Annotated in this window: 19 protein-coding genes; 16 read left to right on the plus strand and 3 right to left on the minus strand. The window is 60.1% G+C overall.

The features are described from left to right. Window positions 1-51 precede the first annotated feature (51 nt). Together glyS and SynA1524_RS05485 are read left to right on the plus strand one after the other, a co-directional pair. Window positions 52-2,214: a glycine--tRNA ligase subunit beta gene (gene glyS / locus SynA1524_RS05480; protein WP_186499287.1), complete on the plus strand. Its 2,163-nt coding sequence runs from the start codon at window positions 52-54 to the stop codon at window positions 2,212-2,214. Between the two features lie 22 nt (window positions 2,215-2,236). Beyond that, window positions 2,237-2,512, plus strand: a complete 276-nt coding sequence (locus SynA1524_RS05485) for a hypothetical protein (protein ID WP_286188701.1) — start codon at window positions 2,237-2,239, stop codon at window positions 2,510-2,512. Between the two features lie 21 nt (window positions 2,513-2,533). Here SynA1524_RS05485 and chlP read toward each other — a convergent pair whose 3' ends face one another. After that, window positions 2,534-3,886, minus strand: a complete 1,353-nt coding sequence (gene chlP / locus SynA1524_RS05490; RefSeq protein WP_186499288.1) for a geranylgeranyl reductase — start codon at window positions 3,884-3,886, stop codon at window positions 2,534-2,536. Window positions 3,887-3,952: 66 nt separating this feature from the next. Here chlP and SynA1524_RS05495 point away from each other — a divergent pair, with 66 nt between their 5' ends. From SynA1524_RS05495 to SynA1524_RS12995, 9 genes are read left to right on the plus strand one after another with little or no spacing between them, the layout of a single operon-like run. After that, a complete protein-coding gene (locus SynA1524_RS05495; protein WP_502707911.1) occupies window positions 3,953-4,747 on the plus strand; it encodes a M15 family metallopeptidase in 795 nt (264 codons plus the stop codon). Continuing rightward, window positions 4,744-7,260, plus strand: coding sequence for a peptidase U32 family protein (locus tag SynA1524_RS05500; protein WP_186499289.1), 2,517 nt, complete (start codon window positions 4,744-4,746; stop codon window positions 7,258-7,260). The genes SynA1524_RS05495 and SynA1524_RS05500 overlap by 4 nt, the downstream gene beginning before the upstream one ends. A gap of 58 nt (window positions 7,261-7,318) precedes the next feature. Further along, on the plus strand, window positions 7,319-9,121 hold the full coding sequence (gene typA / locus SynA1524_RS05505; RefSeq protein ID WP_186499290.1) for a translational GTPase TypA: 1,803 nt from the start codon (window positions 7,319-7,321) through the stop codon (window positions 9,119-9,121). Beyond that, window positions 9,121-9,477, plus strand: coding sequence for a DUF309 domain-containing protein (locus tag SynA1524_RS05510; protein WP_186499291.1), 357 nt, complete (start codon window positions 9,121-9,123; stop codon window positions 9,475-9,477). Before typA ends, SynA1524_RS05510 begins: the two co-directional genes overlap by 1 nt. Before the next feature lie 10 nt (window positions 9,478-9,487). Beyond that, window positions 9,488-9,940 (plus strand): LptA/OstA family protein, encoded by a 453-nt coding sequence (locus SynA1524_RS05515; RefSeq protein WP_186499292.1) that lies wholly within the window; start codon window positions 9,488-9,490, stop codon window positions 9,938-9,940. Further along, complete coding sequence (lptB, locus tag SynA1524_RS05520) at window positions 9,937-10,665, plus strand: LPS export ABC transporter ATP-binding protein (protein WP_186499293.1); 729 nt, start codon at window positions 9,937-9,939, stop codon at window positions 10,663-10,665. Before SynA1524_RS05515 ends, lptB begins: the two co-directional genes overlap by 4 nt. Continuing rightward, window positions 10,662-11,819 (plus strand): LptF/LptG family permease, encoded by a 1,158-nt coding sequence (locus SynA1524_RS05525; RefSeq protein ID WP_186499294.1) that lies wholly within the window; start codon window positions 10,662-10,664, stop codon window positions 11,817-11,819. Before lptB ends, SynA1524_RS05525 begins: the two co-directional genes overlap by 4 nt. A gap of 39 nt (window positions 11,820-11,858) precedes the next feature. Beyond that, window positions 11,859-12,776: a c-type cytochrome biogenesis protein CcsB gene (ccsB, locus tag SynA1524_RS05530; protein ID WP_186499295.1), complete on the plus strand. Its 918-nt coding sequence runs from the start codon at window positions 11,859-11,861 to the stop codon at window positions 12,774-12,776. Between the two features lie 22 nt (window positions 12,777-12,798). Further along, complete coding sequence (locus SynA1524_RS12995; protein WP_286188702.1) at window positions 12,799-12,933, plus strand: hypothetical protein; 135 nt, start codon at window positions 12,799-12,801, stop codon at window positions 12,931-12,933. 63 nt (window positions 12,934-12,996) lie between these two features. On the opposite strand, the gene rpe is transcribed toward SynA1524_RS12995, so the two are convergent. Beyond that, the gene (gene rpe / locus SynA1524_RS05535; protein WP_186499296.1) at window positions 12,997-13,680 is read right to left on the minus strand and encodes a ribulose-phosphate 3-epimerase; all 684 of its coding nucleotides are present in this window, start codon (window positions 13,678-13,680) and stop codon (window positions 12,997-12,999) included. Between the two features lie 152 nt (window positions 13,681-13,832). Between rpe and glpX the strand changes: the two genes are divergently transcribed. From glpX to pgl, 5 genes are all read left to right on the plus strand, one after another. After that, on the plus strand, window positions 13,833-14,837 hold the full coding sequence (gene glpX / locus SynA1524_RS05540) for a class II fructose-bisphosphatase (RefSeq protein ID WP_186499297.1): 1,005 nt from the start codon (window positions 13,833-13,835) through the stop codon (window positions 14,835-14,837). Window positions 14,838-14,868: 31 nt separating this feature from the next. After that, a complete protein-coding gene (locus SynA1524_RS05545; RefSeq protein ID WP_186499298.1) occupies window positions 14,869-16,167 on the plus strand; it encodes a glutamyl-tRNA reductase in 1,299 nt (432 codons plus the stop codon). A 119-nt stretch (window positions 16,168-16,286) separates the two neighbouring features. Then, complete coding sequence (locus SynA1524_RS05550; protein WP_186499299.1) at window positions 16,287-17,582, plus strand: glucose-1-phosphate adenylyltransferase; 1,296 nt, start codon at window positions 16,287-16,289, stop codon at window positions 17,580-17,582. A 132-nt stretch (window positions 17,583-17,714) separates the two neighbouring features. Next, on the plus strand, window positions 17,715-19,133 hold the full coding sequence (gene gnd / locus SynA1524_RS05555; protein WP_186499300.1) for an NADP-dependent phosphogluconate dehydrogenase: 1,419 nt from the start codon (window positions 17,715-17,717) through the stop codon (window positions 19,131-19,133). Between the two features lie 11 nt (window positions 19,134-19,144). Then, window positions 19,145-19,858, plus strand: a complete 714-nt coding sequence (gene pgl / locus SynA1524_RS05560; protein WP_186499301.1) for a 6-phosphogluconolactonase — start codon at window positions 19,145-19,147, stop codon at window positions 19,856-19,858. A gap of 87 nt (window positions 19,859-19,945) precedes the next feature. Here pgl and SynA1524_RS05565 read toward each other — a convergent pair whose 3' ends face one another. Beyond that, on the minus strand, window positions 19,946-20,884 hold the full coding sequence (locus tag SynA1524_RS05565; protein WP_186499302.1) for a DUF5602 domain-containing protein: 939 nt from the start codon (window positions 20,882-20,884) through the stop codon (window positions 19,946-19,948). Between the last annotated feature and the right edge of the window lie 154 nt (window positions 20,885-21,038).

Below are 21,038 nucleotides of genomic sequence, written 5' to 3' on the forward strand. Positions count from 1 at the left end.
GAACGTAGCGAAACGGGTTCCAATACAGTCGCCATCGGCAGTGTTGGCGGCGTGACTTCAACCTTTCTTCTGGAGATCGGCACGGAGGAATTACCGGCCGATTTCGCCCGTCAGGCCCTTGATCAACTGCAGGAGCGTGTGGGTCGTGATCTGCGGGACAGCCGTCTCGATCACGAGTCGGTTCAGGTGTTGGGCACTCCCCGACGCTTGGTGGTTCGGGTGCATGGTTTGGCGGATCGCCAACCGGACCTCGAAGAAGACCGTAAAGGGCCTCCGGTCGCCCAGGCCTTCAAGGATGGAGTTCCGGGGCCGGCTGCGATCGGCTTCGCCAAACGCTGCGGTGTGGAACCGTCGCAGCTCGAGGTGCGCGATACCCCCAAGGGCGAATGCGTGTTCGCAAGCGTGCGGACCGAGGGGCAGAACAGCGTTGATCTGCTGCAGGAACATATCCCAGCCTGGATCAATGGTCTTCAGGGCAGACGCTTCATGCGCTGGGGAACGGGAAGCCAACGCTTCAGCCGACCGATTCGCTGGCTGCTGGCCCTGAAGGGTATCGATCTGATCCCGGTGGAGATCCCCGGTGCGGATCCGCCGGTGCGCAGTGATCGCTTCAGTCGCGGCCATCGCCTGCATGGTGAACAACCTCTGCCGATCGACACCGCAGAGGCTTACGACGTCACCCTCGCAGCGGCTGGCGTGATCGTTGATCGGCAGCAACGGGCTGCCCTGATCCGATCTCTGCTCGATGCTTCAGCCAATCAGCTGAACGGTCTCCCGGATTGCCCAGAGTCTCTGTTTGAAGAGCTTGTGGATCTCGTTGAATCACCGCGGCTGCTGCAGGGATCCATCGCTGAGCGGTTTCTGTCACTGCCGCCGGAAGTGATCATCACCGTGATGCAGGCCCATCAGCGCTATGTGCCGCTGAAGGTTCCCGAGGTCACACCGGATCCGCTGCAATTGGAGGCCACGGGGGTTCTCCAACGGGACTTTCTGCTTGTGGGCAATGGTCTTGAGGCCGCGGATGCACTGATCACCCGAGGCAATGAACGGGTTCTTGCTGCTCGGTTGGAGGATGCGGAGTTCTTCCTCTCGGTGGACCGACGTCAGCCCAGCAGTGTGCGTCGAGAGGCTCTGGATCGGGTCACCTTCGCCGAGGGGCTGGGCAGCCTGCTGGATCGCTGCCAGCGGATCGAGCGCACTGCCCGTCAGTTGGTGGACCAGCTCAACCTGGATGCGCGTCAAGGCGAGGCGGCCATCCGAGCTGCCCATCTCTGCAAGCACGATCTCGTGAGTCAGATGGTCGGTGAGTTTCCTGAGCTCCAGGGACTCATGGGTGGCAAATACCTGCTTGAGGAGGGGGAGCCCAAGGAGGTCGCCCTGGCGGTGGTGGAGCACTATCTGCCCCGCGGCGCAGGTGATCAGCTTCCCAGCAGTGATGCGGGTGCCGTGGTGGCGCTGGCGGAACGCCTGGAATTGCTGTTGAGCATCTTTGCCAAGGGTGAACGTCCCAGTGGTTCATCGGATCCCTATGCCCTGCGGCGCGCTGGCAACGGCCTGTTGCAGATCGTCTGGGACCGTGGCTGGAGGCTCGATCTGAGCCGCTTCCTGGGCTCGGCGGTGGACGACTGGACTGCTCTGTTCCCGGAGTTCGCCATCGACAGCTCAGCACTCCAACAGGACCTTTGCCAGCTGCTGCGGCAGCGGATCGTTTCCCAGCTGGAAGACGAGGGCTTTGCGCCGGATCTTGTCCAGGCGGTCTCCGCAGAGTCGGTGACGACGGAGCGGTTGCTGGCTGACCCGATGGATGTGCGCGAGCGGCTCGACCTGCTGAATGTCCTGCGTCAATCGAAGGCGTTGCCGGCATTGATAGCCGTGGTTCAGAGGGCTGCGCGGCTGGCGGAGAAGGGTGATCTGGTTGAGACCGATCTCAACGTGTCGGCGGTGGTGTCACCCGAGCGGTTTGAGTCTCCCAGTGAAACGGCAATGTACGAGGTGCTCGTGCAGCTCGAGCCTCTGGCCTCAGGACGCCGCTATCGCGATCTGGCTGAGGCATTGGTGCAGGCCACCCCAGTGCTGGAAGCCTTCTTTGATGGGGATGACAGCGTGATGGTGATGGCGGATGAGCCCGAACTACGCCGAAACAGGCTCAATCTTCTTGGGGTGCTGCACAATCAAGCTGGCGTGCTTGCACGGTTCGATCTGATCCAGATCTGACATTGTTTCAGTCAGCCTGAATGTGTCGAGCTATTCAGTGCGGGTATGCACAATCCCCATACCTGAAGAGATCAACACACCTCAACAACAGCAGACACCTCAAACCCCTGTGGTGATTAAGCAGGGCGGCAATGGTATCGGCACCATCTTCGCAGCTCTGATCATTGCGGCTGCAGCGATCTACGCGATCAATGTCTGGTCAACAACCCGCAAGGAAACGGCTCCCGGTCGCAATCTGGAAAAAGGTATCGAGCGGATCAAGGATGCCGCCAGCAAGGCGGCCGCCGAGCGTCAGTGATCCAGCCGTGGAGGGCCACCGTCAGCTGACGGTGGCTTTTTTGTCTTCGCGTTTGGCCTGGGCCTTGACGGCCTGAACGGCTTCTTCCGCCAGGAAGTCTCCATCGGAGCGACCCACTGCTGATGGCACTGGGGTGTAGTTCGACGGTGCCAGTGCCTCACCGCGCAGCAGGCTGCCGAGGGTGCGGAGCGTCAGCTTCACCTGCTGCCAGGGATTCATCAGCACCACGCGTTTGTAGAGGTAGCTGTCGAAGGTGAGCTTCTGAACATCCTTGTCATCGCACATCTCGACGAAAGCCTCCCGAGCTGCGTCGTTGCGGTAGAAGATGCGCTGAAGGATATCGAGGACGGCGTACGTGGCCCCGTACTTGCGATCCCACCGCTTGAGATAGGTGGACTTGATCTGCTTCTCGGTGGGAATCACCGTGCCGTTCTTGGAGATCTCAACAATGGCCTCCGCGCACATCCGCCCGCTCTTGGCGGCGAAGTAGATGCCCTCACCAGAACTCTTGGTGACGTAGCCGGCGGCGTCACCCACAAGAGCCATGCGGCCGACCACACGGCGAGGACGGGGGTGCTCGGGGATCGGATGGGCTTCGACCTTGATCACTTCGCCTTTGAACAGGCGCTTGTTGGCCCGCTCCCGGATGCCTTTCTGCAGACCTTTGATTAGGCTCTGATTCTGCTGCATGGTGCCGGTGCCCACGGCCACGTGGTCGTATTTGGGGAAGACCCAGGCGTAGAAGTCAGGTGAAACGTCGGTGCCGACATACATCTCGGCCAGATCTTCGTAGTACGTCATCTCCTCAGCCGGCAGCTTGATCCGCTCCTGGAAGGCGATAGCCACGTTGTAATCACCGGCATCCATGGCCTTGGCGACCCGGGAGTTGGCCCCATCGGCGCCGATGATCAGATCCACGTCGAGGGTTTTCTGGTCACCGGTCGGCCCACCGCCGCTGTAATCGGCGTAATGAAGCGTGTACGGACCCTGGCGGTTGCTGCCGGTGTCGATTTTCTGCACCAGTCCATTCACCAGCGTGGTGCCCAGGTCAGCTGCACGGTTGCGCAGGTAGGCGTCAAACACCTCACGGCGGCACATGCCGATGTAAGCGTTGTCGTCGTAACCAAGGGGATCGAGTTTGATATCCACTTCCCGATTGGAAGGGGAAATCATTTTCATGTTGCGGACCTTGCGGTCGATGATGTCGTCCGGCAGGTCGAATTCCTCGACCATGCAAAGAGGAATCGCACCACCACATGGCTTGGCGTTGTCCAGCTTGCGTTCAAACAGCCAGGTTTTGATTCCAGCTTTGGCAAGAATTTCGGCAGCGCAGGATCCGCTAGGACCGCCGCCGATAACCGCAACACGCAACATCTCAGCCCAACTCCGCTGGATTGTTTTTTGAAGCTACCACTCAGTTGATAGCCAACGTGGGCCCCCTTGGCACCCGCCCTTACGATCGAAACAACACGCATCAGCCCAGTGGCCCGGGCCTCCTCCGCGCGACGCCATCCAAGCGGAGACATTCCCGTTGCCCGTCGGGCCGGAGCAGCCCGGCAGCGCCGTCGTGGATCGGGTCCCGTTGTCGGTCTGGCCGCTGTTGTGGCGGTGGTTGCCGGCGGTGCAACGGTGCTGTTGGGGACCAACCGCACAGCACCGGTGCAACCGGCGCAGTCGTTGGAAATTGAGGGGTTCCGGCAGCGTCCAGACGAGGACGGGCGATTGCTGGGGCATTTCCCCTACGAAGAAGTTCCCCCTGATCAGCGCGTCAGCTTCGAGCCCGGCATTGAGCTTCACGTGGATGCAGCGAATGCTCTGGACGCGATGATGCAGGCCGGCCTGACTGATGGTGTCGATCTCCGTCTCTTAAGCGGTTATCGCTCCCTGTCATTGCAGGAGTCGATCTTTTTCGACATCGCGTCGGAACGGAACCAGTCGGCGGAGGAACGGGCGCAGGTGTCGGCACCACCGGGGTACTCCGAGCACAGCACGGGCTATGCGGTCGATCTTGGTGATGGAGAGGCACCCGAGACCAACCTTTCCCAGAGCTTTGAGCAGACCAGAGCTTTTCGCTGGCTTCAGGACAACGCTGCACGCTACCACTTCATTCTTTCCTTTCCCAGGGGGAATCAACAGGGGGTGATGTATGAGCCCTGGCATTGGCGCTTTCAAGGCACGGCCGCGGCATTGCGTCAGTTTGAGGCAGCCCGACGCTTCACCTCTCGACGCCTTTGACCATTCCTGAGCTGCTCTCCCCAGCCGGTGACTGGGACTGCCTCAAGGCCGCCGTCGCCAACGGTGCCGATGCTGTTTATTTCGGTGTCGATGCCTTCAATGCCCGCCAGCGGGCTGAGAACTTCCGCATCGAAGAACTGGTGGAGGTGATGACCTGGCTGCATGAGCGCCAGGTGCGGGGGTTCCTCACCTTCAACGTGCTCGTGTTCAGCGATGAGCTGGAACGCGCTGCTGCGTTGCTGCTTGCGGCGCAGGCCGCCGGGGTGGATGCGCTGATCGTTCAGGACGTGGGTCTTTGTTGTCTGGCTCGAACCCTGGTGCCGGATCTTGCGCTGCATGGCTCCACGCAGATGTCGATCACCAGTGCCGCTGGAGTGGCGCAGGCGGCCGCATTGGGCTGTGAACGGGTCGTTTTGGCCCGGGAACTCGCGCTGACGGATCTTGAGCGCTTGCAGGGGCAGTTGCAGGCCAGGCATCTGGCCATGCCCCTTGAAGTCTTCGTTCACGGTGCTTTGTGTGTGGCTTATTCCGGTCAGTGCCTGACCAGTGAGTCCCTGGGGCAGCGCAGTGCCAACCGCGGTGAATGTGCCCAGGCCTGCCGGCTCCCCTATGAATTGATCGTCGATGGCGTTCCCCGACCCCTAGGTGATCAGCGCTACCTGCTGTCGCCTCAGGACCTTTCGGCCTGGCCTGTGCTGCCCGAGCTGCAGCGGATCGGCATCGCCAGCCTCAAGATCGAAGGGCGTCTGAAGGACCCGTCCTACGTGGCGGCCGTCACGGATGCCTACCGCCGTGGCCTCGATCGGAGCCTCAACCCCGCTGAACAGGACGACCCCCAGCGCCAGTTGGAGCTTGCTTTTTCACGGGGGTTATCCACCGGATGGTTGCAAGGGATGAACCACCGCCGCCTGGTCCACGGCCGTTGGAGCAAGAAGCGCGGTCCATTGGTGGGGCAGCTCTTGCAGGTGGATCGCAGTGGCTGGCTGCAGATCCGCAGCAGGGAGTCCTTGCGACCTGGTCAGGGCTTGGTGTTGGAACGACGGTCCACATCGCCTCTTCAGCCTCCGGAGGAGGTCGGGGGACGGGTGATGGTGGTGGAACGGCTCGGCCGCGAGCGCCTTCGCCTGAAACTTGGCCCGGGTCGTCTCAACCTCCGCGATCTCACGGCCGGTGCGTCGGTCTGGCTCACCAGTGATCCCTCCTGGGACAGCCACTGGCAGCGGGCTGCCCAGCGTCCGACTGCCAGCCAATCCATCGGGCTGCAGCTTCGGGTGCGGGGCCGTCTGGAGCAGCCACTGGTGCTGGAAACAATTGAGGGAGGAACGCGAATCTCCAGCCGCATGCCCTTGCAGGCGGCTCAGCAACGCTCTCTTGATCGCCATCGTCTGGAGGAGCAGCTGGGACGGCTCGGTGGCAGCGGCCGGGTTCTTGAACGCCTGGAGCTGGACTTGGAAGGAGATCTGTTTCTGCCAGTGGCGGAGCTGAATCGGATGCGCCGGGAGCTGCTGGAGCAGCTTCAGCAGCCACCAGCCCTCACGCCATCCCAAGGGCCCCTGCAGAGCTCCGCGGTGGATGTGCCCTCCGTCTTGAGGCAGCTGTTGCCAGAGCCCTCGCCCCAGTCCTCAACGGATCAAACCGGACTCGTCGTGCTGGTGCGGAGCCTGGCGCAGCTGGAGGCGCTGATTCCACTCACCAACCTGCCGATTGCGTCCGTGGTGGCCGATCTGGAGCAGCCCCGCGATCTGCGGGAAGCGGTTGCCATCGGTCGTGGTCATTGGCCCGATGGGATCTGGCTGGCGGGTGCCCGCATCACCCGACCCAATGAGTCCTGGAGCCTGGAACCGTTGATTCGAGCCCGTCCGGACGGCTACATGGTGCGTAATGCCGATCAATTGGAACGCCTCACCCCCTTGGCTCCCTGCGTCGGTGACTTTTCTCTGAACACGGCCAACCCCCTCAGCGCTAGCTGGTATCTGGAGCACTGGGGCCTGGAGCGGGTAACGGCGAGCTACGACCTCAACCTGCAGCAGTTGCTGGATCTGGCCGCTGGCGTGGACCCCTCACGCATCGAGGTGACCCTCCATCAACACATGCCCCTGTTTCACATGGACCACTGCGTGTTCTGCGCCTTCCTTTCCGATGGGCATGACCACACCGATTGCGGTCGCCCTTGTGAGCAGCACACCGTCAAGCTCAGGGATCGCAGCGGCGTTGAGCATCCATTGCGGGCTGATCTCGGCTGTCGCAACACCCTGTTCAACGGCACGGCACAAACCGGTGTGGAGGGTCTGCCGGCACTTCTTGAGATCGGCATCCGTCAGGTCCGCCTCGAGCTGTTGGATGAGGATGCTGCGTCGACGCAGCATCGGGTCAGGCTTTACGCCGATGCGCTTCTGGGCCATCGTGCCTCACGGGACGTGTGGAGTCAGGAACAGATCCATCACCAACTCGGCGTGACCCGGGGGAGCCTGCGTGTCAAGGGTCCTGAACGCACCAGTCAAATCTCACGTTGAGATAACCTTTCGCCCTGCGCCTTTGGGCGTTCTTCACAAATTCAAACGGTCAACCCGCATGAGCGCCCAGCACAAGGCGATTCGCAACATCGCGATCATCGCTCACGTTGACCATGGCAAAACGACCCTGGTTGATTCCCTGCTGGCGCAATCAGGCATTTTCCGCGACAACGAAGCGGTGCCCACTTGCGTCATGGACTCCAACGATCTGGAGCGTGAGCGCGGCATCACCATTTTGTCGAAAAACACGGCTGTCGATTACAACGACACCCGCATCAACATTGTTGACACCCCAGGACACGCTGACTTCGGCGGGGAAGTGGAGCGGGTGCTCGGAATGGTGGATGGCTGTCTGCTGATTGTCGACGCCAACGAGGGGCCGATGCCCCAGACGCGATTCGTGCTGAAGAAGGCACTGGAGCAGGGTCTGCGCCCGATCGTGTTCGTCAACAAAATCGACCGTGCTCGGGTGGATCCCGAGACGGCTGTGGACAAGGTGCTTGATCTGTTCATCGAGCTCGGCGCCGATGACGACCAGTGCGATTTCCCTTACCTGTTCGGAAGCGGTCTCGGCGGATTCGCCAAGCCGGACATGAAGACGGACAGCGACAACATGCAGCCGCTGTTTGACGCGATCCTGCGTCACGTTCCGCCCCCGGTCGGTGATGTGGAGAAGCCGCTGCAGCTTCAGATCACCACCCTTGATTACTCCGACTTCCTTGGACGCATCATCATCGGCCGTGTTCATAACGGTGTGATCAAGCAGGGCCAGAGTGCTTCGTTGATCAAGGACGACGGCAGCATCAAGCGTGGCCGCATCAGCAAACTGCTGGGATTCCAAGGCCTGCAGCGGGTTGAGATCGAGGAGGCCAGTGCCGGTGATCTGGTGGCCGTGGCTGGTTTTGACGACGTCAACATCGGTGAGACCATCGCCTGCCCGGATGAGCCCACCGCTCTGCCGTTGATCAAGGTGGATGAGCCAACCCTGCAGATGACCTTTGTGGTCAACGACTCACCCTTCGCCGGAAAGGAGGGCAAGTTCGTGACCAGTCGCCAGGTGCGCGATCGTCTCCAGCGGGAGCTGCTCACTAACGTGGCCCTGCGTGTCGAAGACACCGACTCACCAGATCGCTTCGCCGTCAGTGGCCGTGGCGAGCTGCACCTGGGGATCCTGATCGAGACCATGCGCCGCGAGGGCTACGAGTTCCAGGTGTCGCAGCCACAGGTGATCTTCCGCACCATCGATGGCACTCCCTGCGAACCGGTGGAGACGCTGGTGATGGACGTGCCTGAGGAGGCCGTGGGTGGCTGCATCGAAAAACTGGGCACCCGCAAGGGCGAAATGCAGAACATGGAGACCGGCCAGGACGGTCGGACCCAGCTGGAATTCATCGTTCCGTCCCGTGGTCTGATCGGCTTCCGAGGTGAGTTCATCCGCACCACCCGCGGCGAAGGGATCATGAGCCATTCCTTCTTCGAATACCGCCCGATGCTGGGCGAGTTCGACACGCGTCGGAACGGAGTCTTGATTGCCTTCGAGGAAGGCACCGCCACCTTCTACGCCCTTAAGAACGCCGAGGACCGGGGTCAGTTCTTCATCTCGCCAGGCACCAAGGTGTACAAGGGCATGATCATCGGTGAGAACAACCGCCCGCAGGACCTGGAGATCAACGTCTGCAAGGCCAAGCAGCTCACCAACATGCGTTCCGCCGGTGCAGAGGAACTCGATACCCTTCAAGCACCAGTGCAGATGACGCTTGAGCGGGCTCTGGAGTACATCGGTCCCGATGAGATGCTCGAGGTGACACCCGAATCCATTCGACTGCGCAAGCTGCCGGCCAAGAAGATGGCCAAGCGCTGATGGTTGAAGCGGATCCCCGCTTCCAGGAGGCCATCCGCTTGTTCAATGCGCAGGAGTGGTACGCCGCCCATGACGTGTTGGAGGAGATCTGGCACGAAACCGCCGATCCGGAACGACGCTGTCTGCAGGGACTTCTGCAGGTGGCCGTCGCTCAGCTCCACTTGCAGCGGGATAACCAGCGCGGGGCAACGATCCTCTTCGGCGAAGCTCTCGGCCGCTTGCAACGACCTGGCACTCCAGATCTGGGCCTTGATCTTCTGGCCTTGTGCCACTGCGTTCATAGGCGGCTGGTGCAGCTGCAGCAAGACGGAGATCCCGAGTCCTGCACTGTCCCTGTGCTGAATCCCAGTCCCTGAAGCCCCGGTAGTGTCCATCAATTCCTGGTCTCAACGCGAGGTCTACACCGCGATGCGTCGACTCCGATCAGCTCTGCTGGTGCTTCCACTCCTGCTGGCCACAGCTGCTGTTGAGCCGATTGCTGCAGAGGACAGCCGTGGTGATGGTCTGATCACCATCGAGTCAGACCAACAGTCCGCCGACAACAGCACCGGTGTCGTGACCGCGAGCGGCAACGTTCGTATTGTGCATGCCAACCGTGGCGTGGTGGCCACAAGCCGTCAGGCGCAGTACTTCACCAAAGAGGAGCGAATCGTGCTCCGTGGCGATGTTGATGTGGTCCAGAACGACGGTCATGCCCTGCGGGCGGATCAGGTGGTTTACCTGCTGCAGGAGGATCGAGCTGTGGCCATCCCCGTGGAAGGGGAGCAGGTGTACAGCCAGTGGACCTTGAAGGATCCGTCGCCTGGCACCGAACCATGAGCCTCTCGCTGGACACGGTGTCCATCAGCCTCGGTGGCCGGCAGTTGGTCAACCAGGTGAGCCTCGATCTGTCGGCCGGTGAGGTGGTCGGTCTGCTGGGGCCCAACGGTGCTGGTAAGACCACTACGTTCAATCTGGTGATCGGGTTGCTGCGCCCTGATGCCGGAGTGATCAGCCTGGATGGTCAGGTGGTGTCGACCCTGTCGATGCCGAAACGGGCTCGGCTTGGACTTGGTTATCTGCCGCAGGAGCCCAGTGTCTTCCGTCAGTTGACGGTTCGCCAGAATCTCGAGATCGCTCTTGACCAGACGGATCTCAGTCCCCAACACCGTCGTGATCGCCGCGACCAGTTGATCGAGGACTTTCATCTCGTGGCGTTTGTTGACCGCTGCGGATACCAGCTTTCGGGTGGCGAGCGACGCCGCTGTGAAGTGGCCCGGGCCCTGGCCGTGGGAGCCGAAGGCCCCTGCTACCTGCTCCTGGATGAACCCTTCGCAGGGGTGGACCCCCTTGCGGTGGCTGATCTGCAGGATCTGATCCAGGGGCTGCGCTCTCGGGGAATGGGAATCCTGGTCACCGATCACAACGTCCGGGAAACCCTGGCGATCACGGATCGCGCGTACATCCTCAACGACGGCGCGATTCTGGCCAGCGGTCAATCCCAGACCGTGGCCGATGACCCTCTGGTGCGCCGCTACTACCTCGGGGAGGCCTTCCAGCTGTGATCTCCGCTCTGAATCGCTGGTGCCGCCGGATTCCTCTGTTGGATCGTTGGCTGGTTGGTGAAATCCTGGCGCCGCTGCTGTTTGCAGTGGCGGCTTTCACGGTGGTGGGGCTCTCCATCGGTGTGATGTTTGAGCTGGTGCGCCGGCTGGTGGAGGACGGTCTACCGGCCTGGACCGCATTACAGGTGATGCTTCTGAGCCTGCCGCGGTTCCTGGTGCTGTCCTTTCCGATGGCCACCTTGTTTGCCACCTTGCTGGCGTACAGCAAGCTGACGGCAAACAGTGAACTCACGGCGTTGCGCAGCGTCGGGGTCAGCACCGTGCGTCTGGTGGTGCCTGCTCTTGTGTTGTCAGCTCTGCTGACGGGCATGACGTTGCTGTTCAACGATGTGATCGTTCCCCAAGCCAACACCCAGGCCGAGGTGACCCTCCAGAAGGCCCTGGGCCGAGCCCTGGCCACGGAGAAGGGCAAGGACATCATTTATTCGCGCTTCGGCCGGGTGACGGAACCGGGTTCCGAGCGCAGCGGCCGGGGGCTGAAGCAGTTGTTTTATTCCCGACGTTTCGACAAGGGGGAGATGGTGGATGTGACGGTGCTGGATTTTTCAAGGGCAGGATTCCGCCAGATGCTGGTGGCAGAGCGGGCTCTCTGGAATGAGGGCGAGGCGAAGTGGGAATTTCGAGACGGTCAGATCCTCACGCTCAACCTCAACGGCAGCACCACTCGCGTCGATTTCGATCGGTACCTCTACCCCTTGAGTTCCGGGCCGCTCAAGGTGGCTCGCTTACCCGACGATGCCAACAACATGACCATCACCGAGGCGATCGAGGCGGAACGCATCGAAGCGGAAGCCGGCAATCTCAAGGCGGCCCGCAAGCTGCAGGTGCGCATCCAGGAGAAGTTCACCTTCCCGATGGCCTGCGTGGTGTTCGGTTTGATCGGAAGCAGTCTCGGCTCTCGGCCAGGTTCGAGAACGAGTCGCAGCCAGGGGTTCGGCATCAGCATCCTGCTGATCCTGGGTTACTACGCCCTCAGCTTCAGCTTCAGTTCCCTCGGGGTGAAGGGCGTTCTGCCGGCGTTTTTGGCGGCCTGGCTGCCGGTGTTGATTTCCCTTGGGGCAGGCACGTTGTTGCTGCGTCAGGCCAGTCGCTGAGCTCCCCCGGCAGAATTGATCCCATCAGGACACTTTTCGGTGCAGTCCCTTCCGTTTGATCTTGTGACCGGCCTCGGGTTCGGGGCTTTTCTGCTGTTGTTGCTGGCCCTGCCGCTGGCGTTCTGGGCCGTTTCCTCCCAGGCACGAACGGGCATCGTTCAGCTGCTGGTGGCGCTGGCCAACCTGTTGCTGACAGCCCAGCTGGTGCTGCGCTGGTGGGAATCCGGTCATTTCCCGATCAGCAACCTCTACGAATCCCTCTGTTTTCTGGCCTGGGCCTGCACCCTCACCCAATTGTTGGTGGAGCGCTCCTGGCCTTCTCCGATCGTGGCAGCAGCCGCCACGCCGATGGGGTTGGGCTGCATCGCCTTCGCCAGTTTTGCTTTGCCGGATCAGCTGCAAAGCGCCGCACCCTTGGTGCCAGCCCTTCGCTCCAGCTGGCTTGTGATGCATGTGAGCGTGATAATGGTGAGCTACGCAGCCTTGCTGGTGGGCTCGTTGCTGTCGTTAGCGGTGCTGCTCACCGACAGGGGTGAGGCCCTCGAGCTGCGCAGCAGCTCGATCGGCAGTGGTGGGTTCCGGCAATCGATGCGCGTCGGCAGTGATGGCGTGCTGCAGTTGCAATCGATTCGCCTGAGCACAGGGGAGCAGCTCGACAGCCTCAGCTACCGCACGATCACAGTTGGTTTTCTGATGCTCACCGTTGGCATCGTCAGTGGCGCGGTTTGGGCCAATGAAGCGTGGGGGAGCTACTGGAGCTGGGACCCAAAGGAGACCTGGGCTCTGATCTGCTGGTTGGTCTACGCGTCCTATTTACACACCCGTCTCAGCCGCGGCTGGCAAGGGCGTCGTCCGGCCCTGGTGGCTGTGGCCGGCCTTGTGGTGATAGCAGTTTGCTACATCGGTGTGAACCTTCTCGGCATCGGGCTGCACAGCTACGGCTGGTTTTTAGGGTGACGTCGCACTGCGCTGCAGCGCTGTGGTTTTTGCCAAGCGCCGTGGCTGCCGGAGATGCGGTCCGGCCTATCGCCCGGTGGATGTGCGCCTGTCGGTGACGGCTGTGCTGATCGGCCTGGCGATGGTGATGCTGGTGGCTCTGTTAGCTCTGCTCTGAGGTCTGCATCAAAAAAGCCCCGGCTGAGGCCGGGGCTGCGAGAACATCTGTGCTGGGTTCGACTCAGACCAGAACAGCTTCCTTGCTGCTGCTGTTGCGAATGCCCTTGATGGCTTCGGCGTAGTCCGGCTGGTTGAACACACCGGAACCGGACACGATGGCGTTGGCGCCGGCTTCGATCACCTTCCAGGCATTGCCTGCTTTGACGCCACCATCTACTTCGATCCAGGGATCCAGGCCCCGCTCGTCGCACATGCGGCGCAGGTCGCGGATCTTCTGAACCTGGTTCTCGATGAAGCTCTGACCACCGAAGCCGGGGTTCACGCTCATGATCAGCACCAGATCACAGAGCTCGAGGCAGTACTCCAGCGTGTCCAGGGGGGTGCTGGGGTTCAGCACAGCACCAGCCATCTTGCCGAGATCTTTGATCTGGGCAAGGTTGCGATGCAGATGAGGGCAAGCTTCCACCTGAACCGAGATGATGTCGGCGCCGGCCTTGGCGAAATCGGGAACGTATTTTTCCGGCTCAACGATCATCAGGTGAACGTCGAGGGGCTTCTGAGTCACGGGACGCAGGGCTTCAACGATCAGGGGTCCGATCGTGATGTTGGGGACAAAGCGTCCATCCATGACGTCCACATGGATCCAGTCCGCGCCGGCTTCATCCACAGCCTTCACTTCATCGCCGAGACGGGAGAAATCAGCCGACAGGATCGACGGAGAGATCACCAGGGGCTTGGTGCTCATGGAGAAGGAGCGCGGAATGCGCGGTGATTTTAGGGACCTCGGCAACCACTGATACAGTTAGCCGCGCTCAGGCGTCGAGATCCATTGCGGCAAGGGCAGATTGCTCACCCTGATGGAGTCGCCAGCCCCTTCACCCCACCATCCGGAGTCCCGTGGACCAGACCCTGATTCAGGAAATTCTCGAGGTCGTTGAGCAAGCCGCCATCGCCTCCGCCAAGCTCTCCGGCAAAGGCCTCAAGAACGAAGCCGACGCCGCTGCTGTGGAAGCCATGCGCAAGCGCATGGGTCAGATCCAGATGCAGGGCCGCATCGTGATCGGTGAAGGCGAGCGTGACGAAGCCCCGATGCTCTACATCGGTGAGGAAGTGGGCAGTGGCAGCGGACCGGGCGTTGACTTCGCCGTCGACCCTTGCGAAGGCACCAACCTCTGCGCCTTCAATCAGCGCGGCTCCATGGCTGTTCTGGCCGCATCCGACCGCGGTGGCCTGTTCAACGCCCCCGACTTCTACATGAAGAAGCTGGCCGCACCCCCGGCCGCCAAGGGCAAGGTGGACATCCGCAAGTCCGCCACCGAGAACATCAAGATCCTCAGCGAATGCCTCGGCCTTGCTGTTGATGAACTGACCATCGTTGTGATGGATCGTGCCCGTCACAAGGACCTGATCGCTGAGATCCGCGCCACCGGCGCCCGCATCCAGCCGATTTCCGACGGTGACGTTCAGGCTGCGATCGCCTGCGGCTTCGCCGGCACCGGCACCCACTGCCTGATGGGCATCGGCGCTGCTCCCGAAGGTGTGATCTCCGCTGCTGCCATGCGCGCTCTCGGCGGCCACTTCCAGGGCCAGCTGGTGTACGACCCTGCCGTTGCACAGACCTCCGAGTGGGCTGACATGACCAAGGAGGGCAACCTGGCCCGCCTCGCAGAAATGGGCATCACCGACCCCGATAAGGTTTATGAGGCCGAGGAGCTGGCCTGTGGTGAGCACGTTTGTTTCGCTGGCAGCGGTATTACCGATGGCCTGCTGTTCCACGGGGTTAAGTTCGAACGCGATTGCACACGAACCAGCAGCCTGGTGATCAGCAACCTGGACAACACCTGCCGCTTCACCAACACCGTGCACATCAAGGACGGCGCCCAGAGCATCGCTCTGAGCTGATCGTCACGTTTCGGTTGAAAGGAGAGTCTCCATGCACATTGCCGTCGTCGGCCTCAGTCATCGCACGGCACCGGTGGAGATCCGTGAACGGCTCAGCATTCCTGAGCAGACCATGGAGACCTCTCTTCAATCGCTTCGCGGTCATGAGCAGGTGCTGGAGGCTTCCATCCTCAGCACCTGCAATCGCCTTGAGATTTATACGCTTGTTCGTCATCCCGATCTGGGTGTTTCGGCCGTCAGCGAATTTTTAAGCGATCATTCTGGGCTTGCCACCGGGGAACTGACTCCGCATCTGTTCAACTATCACCACGAGGACGCGGTCGATCACCTGATGCGGGTGGCCGCTGGTCTCGACAGCCTTGTCCTGGGCGAAGGCCAGATCCTCTCCCAAGTGAAGAAGATGATGCGCTTGGGGCAGGAACACAAGTCCCTGGGTCCGATCCTCAATCGCCTGCTGACTCAGGCCGTCAGCACCGGTAAAAAGGTCCGAAGCGAAACCAACCTCGGCACCGGTGCGGTCTCGATCAGTTCGGCTGCTGTGGAGTTGGCGCAGCTGAAACTTGGCCAGTCCCGTGGCCTGGATCAGCTTGTCACGCTGGAGAGTGAGCAGATCGCCGTCGTTGGAGCCGGGCGCATGAGTCGCCTGCTGCTGCAGCATCTGCAAGCGAAAGGAGCCTCCGGGGTGGTGTTGCTCAACCGCACTGTTCAACGGGCTGAGCTGCTGGCGGCAGACTTCCCCGACCTACCTGTGCAGTGTCGCCCCCTCTCAGACCTCGACCAGTGTCTGAGCACCTGTTCTCTGGTGTTCACCAGCACGGCTGCAGACGATCCAATCATCGATGCAGCGAGGCTTGAACCCCTCAACCGACGCAGCAAACTGCGGCTGATCGACATCGGTGTGCCCCGCAACATTGCTGCCGATGCTGCCGCTGTGGACGGCGTGGAATCCCACGATGTGGATGACCTTCAGGAGGTCGTGGTCCGCAACCAGGAGGCTCGTCAGGCCATGGCCCGCGAAGCCGAGCAGCTCCTGCAGCAGGAGGCTCAGCAGTTTCTGGAATGGTGGGACAGTCTCGAAGCCGTTCCCACCATCAACCGCCTGCGCTCGTCGATGGAGACCATCCGCGTTGAGGAACTGCAGAAGGCTCTCAGCAGGATGGGACCAGACTTCTCAGCGCGCGAGCGCAAGGTGGTCGAAGCCCTCAGCAAGGGCATCATCAACAAGATCCTGCATACACCGGTCACCTCGCTGCGGACACCTCAAGCCAGACAGGAGCGTCAGCAGGCCCTGCGCACGGTTGAGCGCCTGTTTTCACTGGGGGATGACTGAGTTTCAGCCCCCAGTCCCGTCTTGATTCGCACCAATCTCGTCGGATCTGCAGGGGGGGACGTTCGAACCAGGTGAAACTCCGGTAAGTTCTTGCGGCAACGCCGATCTGGGGTTACGGCATGAAGCGGGTTCTGGCCATCATTCTCGGCGGCGGTGCCGGGACTCGTCTTTACCCGTTGACCAAGATGCGCGCCAAGCCGGCTGTCCCCTTGGCCGGTAAATATCGACTGATTGATATCCCCATCAGCAACTGCATCAATTCGAACATCAACAAGATGTACGTGATGACGCAGTTCAACAGTGCGTCTCTCAATCGTCACCTCAGCCAGACGTTCAACCTGAGCGCATCGTTCGGTCAGGGATTCGTTGAGGTGCTGGCTGCCCAGCAGACGCCTGACAGTCCATCCTGGTTTGAAGGCACTGCCGATGCAGTACGGAAGTACCAGTGGCTGTTCCAGGAATGGGACGTAGATGAATACCTGATCTTGTCCGGTGACCAGCTGTACCGGATGGATTACAGCCTGTTTGTTGAACATCACCGCAGCACTGGTGCTGACCTCACTGTTGCAGCCCTTCCAGTGGATCCCAACCAGGCCGAGGCGTTCGGCTTGATGCGCACGGATGATGACGGAAACATCAAGGAGTTCCGCGAAAAGCCCAAGGGTGATTCTCTGCTTGAGATGGCGGTCGACACCAGCCGATTTGGGCTCAGTGCGGATTCGGCCAAGGAGCGTCCCTACCTGGCGTCGATGGGGATTTATGTCTTCAGCAGAGACACCCTGTTTGACCTGCTTGATTCCAACCCTGGCTACAAGGACTTCGGCAAGGAAGTCATTCCTGAGGCCCTCAAGCGTGGTGACAAACTGAAGAGCTACGTCTTTGATGATTACTGGGAAGATATCGGAACGATTGGTGCGTTCTACGAGGCTAATCTGGCGCTCACCCAACAACCATCACCCCCCTTTAGTTTCTACGACGAGAAGTTCCCGATCTACACCCGTCCCCGCTACCTACCCCCGAGCAAGCTCGTTGATGCTCAGATCACCAACTCGATCGTTGGTGAAGGCTCCATCCTGAAGTCCTGCAGCATTCATCACTGCGTCCTTGGTGTGCGCAGTCGCATCGAAACCGATGTGGTGCTGCAAGACACGTTGGTGATGGGTGCTGACTTTTTTGAATCCAGTGATGAGCGTGCCGTGCTTCGCGAGCGTGGTGGAATTCCGGTCGGGGTGGGTCAAGGCACGACGGTGAAGCGTGCCATTCTCGATAAAAATGCTCGCATCGGATCCAACGTCACCATCGTCAACAAGGATCACGTCGAGGAAGCTGATCGTTCCGATCAGGGCTTCTACATCCGCAACGGCATTGTTGTTGTTGTTAAAAACGCCACCATCCAGGACGGAACTGTGATCTGACGGATTGCGTTTTCTGTCGCTATAGCGACAGCGAACGATTCCATCCCTCATTCCTGACAGAGCTGTCGGACTTACAGCCAGATCTGGTTTTGGTGCTCACACTGACGGCAGTCGTCAGTGGTCCCCAAGGCCATGTCCCAGTCTCACTTCGGTCTGATCGGTCTCGGCGTGATGGGCGAGAACCTCGTCCTCAATGCCGAGCGCAACGGTTTCTCGAGCGTTGTTTACAACCGCACTTACGCCAAGACGGAAGAGTTCCTCAACGGCCGCGGACAGGGTCGGAATATCCAAGGTGCGACGGATCTTCAGGACTTCGTCGGCAAGCTGGAACGCCCTCGCCGGATCTTGATGATGGTCAAGGCAGGACCTGCTGTTGATGCTGTTGTTGATCAGATCTCCCCATACCTCGAGGAAGGTGATCTGCTCATCGATGGTGGCAACTCGGATTACCACGACACCGAGCGCCGGGTGAAGCAGCTCGAGAGCAAGAGCTTCGGCTTCATCGGCATGGGTGTGTCCGGCGGTGCCAAGGGTGCTCTCGAAGGCCCCAGCATGATGCCTGGCGGCACCAAAGCCTCTTACGACGCCATCGAGAGCCTGGTGAACAAGATGGCGGCTCAGGTGGAGGACGGCCCCTGCGTCACATACATCGGGCCCGGAGGCTCCGGTCACCTCGTCAAGACCGTCCATAACGGCATTGAGTACGGCATTGAGCAGATCCTGGCCGAGGGCTACGACCTGATGAAGCGGGTCAAGGGTATGAACGGCGAGCAGATGGCCGATGTCCTTGCCCAGTGGAATGCCACTGAGGAGCTCTCCTCCTATCTGGTGGAGATCACGGAGGTTTGCCTGCGCACGAAGGATCCTGAAGACGGCGCAGATCTCGTCGAGAAGATTATGGATCAGGCCGGCCAGAAGGGCACCGGTCTGTGGACCGTGGTCACCGCCCTGCAGATGGGTGCTTCCGTTCCCACCATCTACGCATCACTCAATGGCCGGGTGATGAGTTCCCTCAAGCCTGAGCGGGTGGCAGCCGAATCCATCCTCAAAGGTCCAGCCACTAAGGATTTCGACCTCGGCACCCCCGATGACGCCATGGCTCCCCTGATGGATGCCACGGTTCTCAGCTGCATCGCCAGTTATGCCCAGGGCATGGAGCTGCTGCGCATCGCCTCCAGGGATCTGGACTACAGCCTCCACATGCCCTCCATCGCCCAGATCTGGAAAGGCGGCTGCATCATCCGTGCCCGCCTGCTGAAGCGGATTCAGGATGCCTTTGGCGCCAATCCTGATCTGACCAACCTGATGTTGGATCCCTGGTTCGCCGATCAGATCAATCGGCGTCTGCCCGGCCTGGCCAAGGTGGTGGCCGGCGCCGCAGAATCCGGCATTCCTGTGCCCTGCTTCAGCAGCACCTTGGATTACATCAACAGCTACCGCACCGGTCGCCTGCCTCAGAACCTGGTGCAGGCCATGCGCGACTGCTTCGGGTCCCACACCTATCAGCGGGTGGACAAAGAGGGCACGTTCCACACCGAGTGGCTCGGCTGAGCGCAACGCTGATGACCAACTACCGCATCGAGCGGGCAAGTGATGCTGATTCGCTTGCCCGCAAGGCGTCCGAAACCATTGCGGCTCAGATCAGCCTTGTGCTGGATCAGCGGGATCGCTGCAGGATTGCTCTTTCTGGGGGGAGTACCCCGGCCAAGGCCTATTCCCTCCTTGGACAGGAACATCTTCCCTGGGACCGTGTCGATGTGTTCCTCGGTGATGAACGCTGGGTTGCTGCTGATGATCCTTCCAGCAACGCCAGGATGCTGCGCAACACTCTTTTTGCTGAAGGACCTGGCGCATCGGCCATGTTCCATGCGGTTCCCACGGTGGAACTGCCGGATGCTGATGCCAGCGCTGACGCATTCGCTCAGTTGCTGACGACGATCTGTCCCGGGACCCCTCCTGTTTTCGACCTCATACTGCTGGGACTTGGCGACGACGGACACACCGCTTCGCTGTTTCCTGGGACCGAGGCACCCACCATTGTTGATCGATGGGCGACGGTCGGACGTGGTAAGGGTCTGGATCGAATCACTCTGACTGCTCCGGTGCTCAGTGCCGCTTATCAAGTGATGTTTCTGGTCAGTGGTGCCGGGAAGCGCCAAGCGCTCGAACAGCTCCTGGATCCAGCCGGTTCAGTTGACTTGACTCCAGCGAAGCTGGTTCAGCCAGCCAGCACAGTTGTTGTTTTTGCTGATGATCCTGCACTGAATGCTTCTTGATTCCTGAGACGAATCAAGTCGACATAAAAAAAGCCGGAGATGTTCGAGGAACGTCTCCGGCTTTTTCACATCTGGAGTGTGAGATGCTCAGCTCAGACCCTTTTCGATTACTGGAAGAAGCGACTTGCACTTGTCCGGAATGAGTAGACCTTCTGGTTTTGCGTCTCTGTATTTGAAAATGATGTCAGCCATCCGAGAGTCTATGCAGGGATCAACGCCATAGACATTATTCGGATAAGAAGACGCCCTCAGTGTCAACTCGTCCAGGGAAATATCAATGTTTCCGGTCTTCTTGTTGTGCTTTACGCTGTAAGAAAGCGGATAGTAGCCGCTGACGGGGAATGCCTGTGGCTGCTGAATCTTCTCATGGAAATTCGGTTTGCTGAGCAGATAATCGCGTGTGAGCATCGGCTCCCAGAACAGCACATTGCCGTCATGTCCACCGAATAGGAAGATATTGTCAAACTTTCCAGGTTTGAGCTGTTCGGAGGTCATGTCTGCGTAATGCGTTCCCATCCTTGGTTCCGACGTGTTGGGAGCGCGCTTGTAGGCTTCAGGGAGAAACGGACGAGGCGGCTCGATGTTCTGCACATGCAGATCATCGACGAGGCTGTCATTCGTGATGCTATGGCGATATTCAGGAGTCGCCATGTAAAAGTGAACATCAAAATGCGGCTCATAAAAGACCCCTGGCAGCGGACCATGGCCTTCAGGATTCCAGTTGAACCCCATATGACTGAAAGCCGTTCTGTCTGCTTCTTCGGGGAACATCAGCTCATATTCAAAGTTGTGAAATGGGCTGCCGTCGATGAGCTTCAGTTTCAGCGAACCCGCTTGGGCCTGTCCATCGTCTTCAGGAAGTCCCTGCATGGCCTTGGGTGTGACAGAAATGCCGAGTTGCGTCGGGATCCCTGTTTTCTTGTCAACTCTGATCCAGGTGAACACTTCTCCTTTGCCCACCTGGCGGCTTTCACCTTTGATGTATTTTGTTTCTCGTGACGCCGCATTTGCCTGGGATGCTGGCATCAGCAGTATCGTCAGCGAAAGAAAGATTCCCGTTACAAGTCGGAATAGACGTTGCATTGGTTTTTCAGGCAAACATTTTTTTTATAGCCAGCTTCAGTTTGAATTGCAACTGTGGTTTATGCCCTTCATGATTGGTACGACTTGGCTAATCCGC

The sequence above is a fragment of the Synechococcus sp. A15-24 genome (assembly GCF_014280195.1).
In the GTDB taxonomy this organism is placed as follows: Bacteria; Cyanobacteriota; Cyanobacteriia; order PCC-6307; family Cyanobiaceae; genus Parasynechococcus.

What these genes read in the sequence shown, in the direction of transcription:
- gnd (WP_186499300.1), top strand. Translation starts at nt 17,715, where the DNA reads ATGTCCCAGTCTCACTTCGGTCTGATCGGTCTCGGCGTGATGGGCGAG.
- chlP (WP_186499288.1), bottom strand. Translation starts at nt 3,886, where the DNA reads ATGTTGCGTGTTGCGGTTATCGGCGGCGGTCCTAGCGGATCCTGCGCT.
- lptB (WP_186499293.1), top strand. Translation starts at nt 9,937, where the DNA reads ATGAGCCTCTCGCTGGACACGGTGTCCATCAGCCTCGGTGGCCGGCAG.
- pgl (WP_186499301.1), top strand. Translation starts at nt 19,145, where the DNA reads ATGACCAACTACCGCATCGAGCGGGCAAGTGATGCTGATTCGCTTGCC.
- SynA1524_RS05565 (WP_186499302.1), bottom strand. Translation starts at nt 20,884, where the DNA reads ATGCCAGCATCCCAGGCAAATGCGGCGTCACGAGAAACAAAATACATC.
- SynA1524_RS05550 (WP_186499299.1), top strand. Translation starts at nt 16,287, where the DNA reads ATGAAGCGGGTTCTGGCCATCATTCTCGGCGGCGGTGCCGGGACTCGT.
- SynA1524_RS05545 (WP_186499298.1), top strand. Translation starts at nt 14,869, where the DNA reads ATGCACATTGCCGTCGTCGGCCTCAGTCATCGCACGGCACCGGTGGAG.
- typA (WP_186499290.1), top strand. Translation starts at nt 7,319, where the DNA reads ATGAGCGCCCAGCACAAGGCGATTCGCAACATCGCGATCATCGCTCAC.
- SynA1524_RS05510 (WP_186499291.1), top strand. Translation starts at nt 9,121, where the DNA reads ATGGTTGAAGCGGATCCCCGCTTCCAGGAGGCCATCCGCTTGTTCAAT.
- rpe (WP_186499296.1), bottom strand. Translation starts at nt 13,680, where the DNA reads ATGAGCACCAAGCCCCTGGTGATCTCTCCGTCGATCCTGTCGGCTGAT.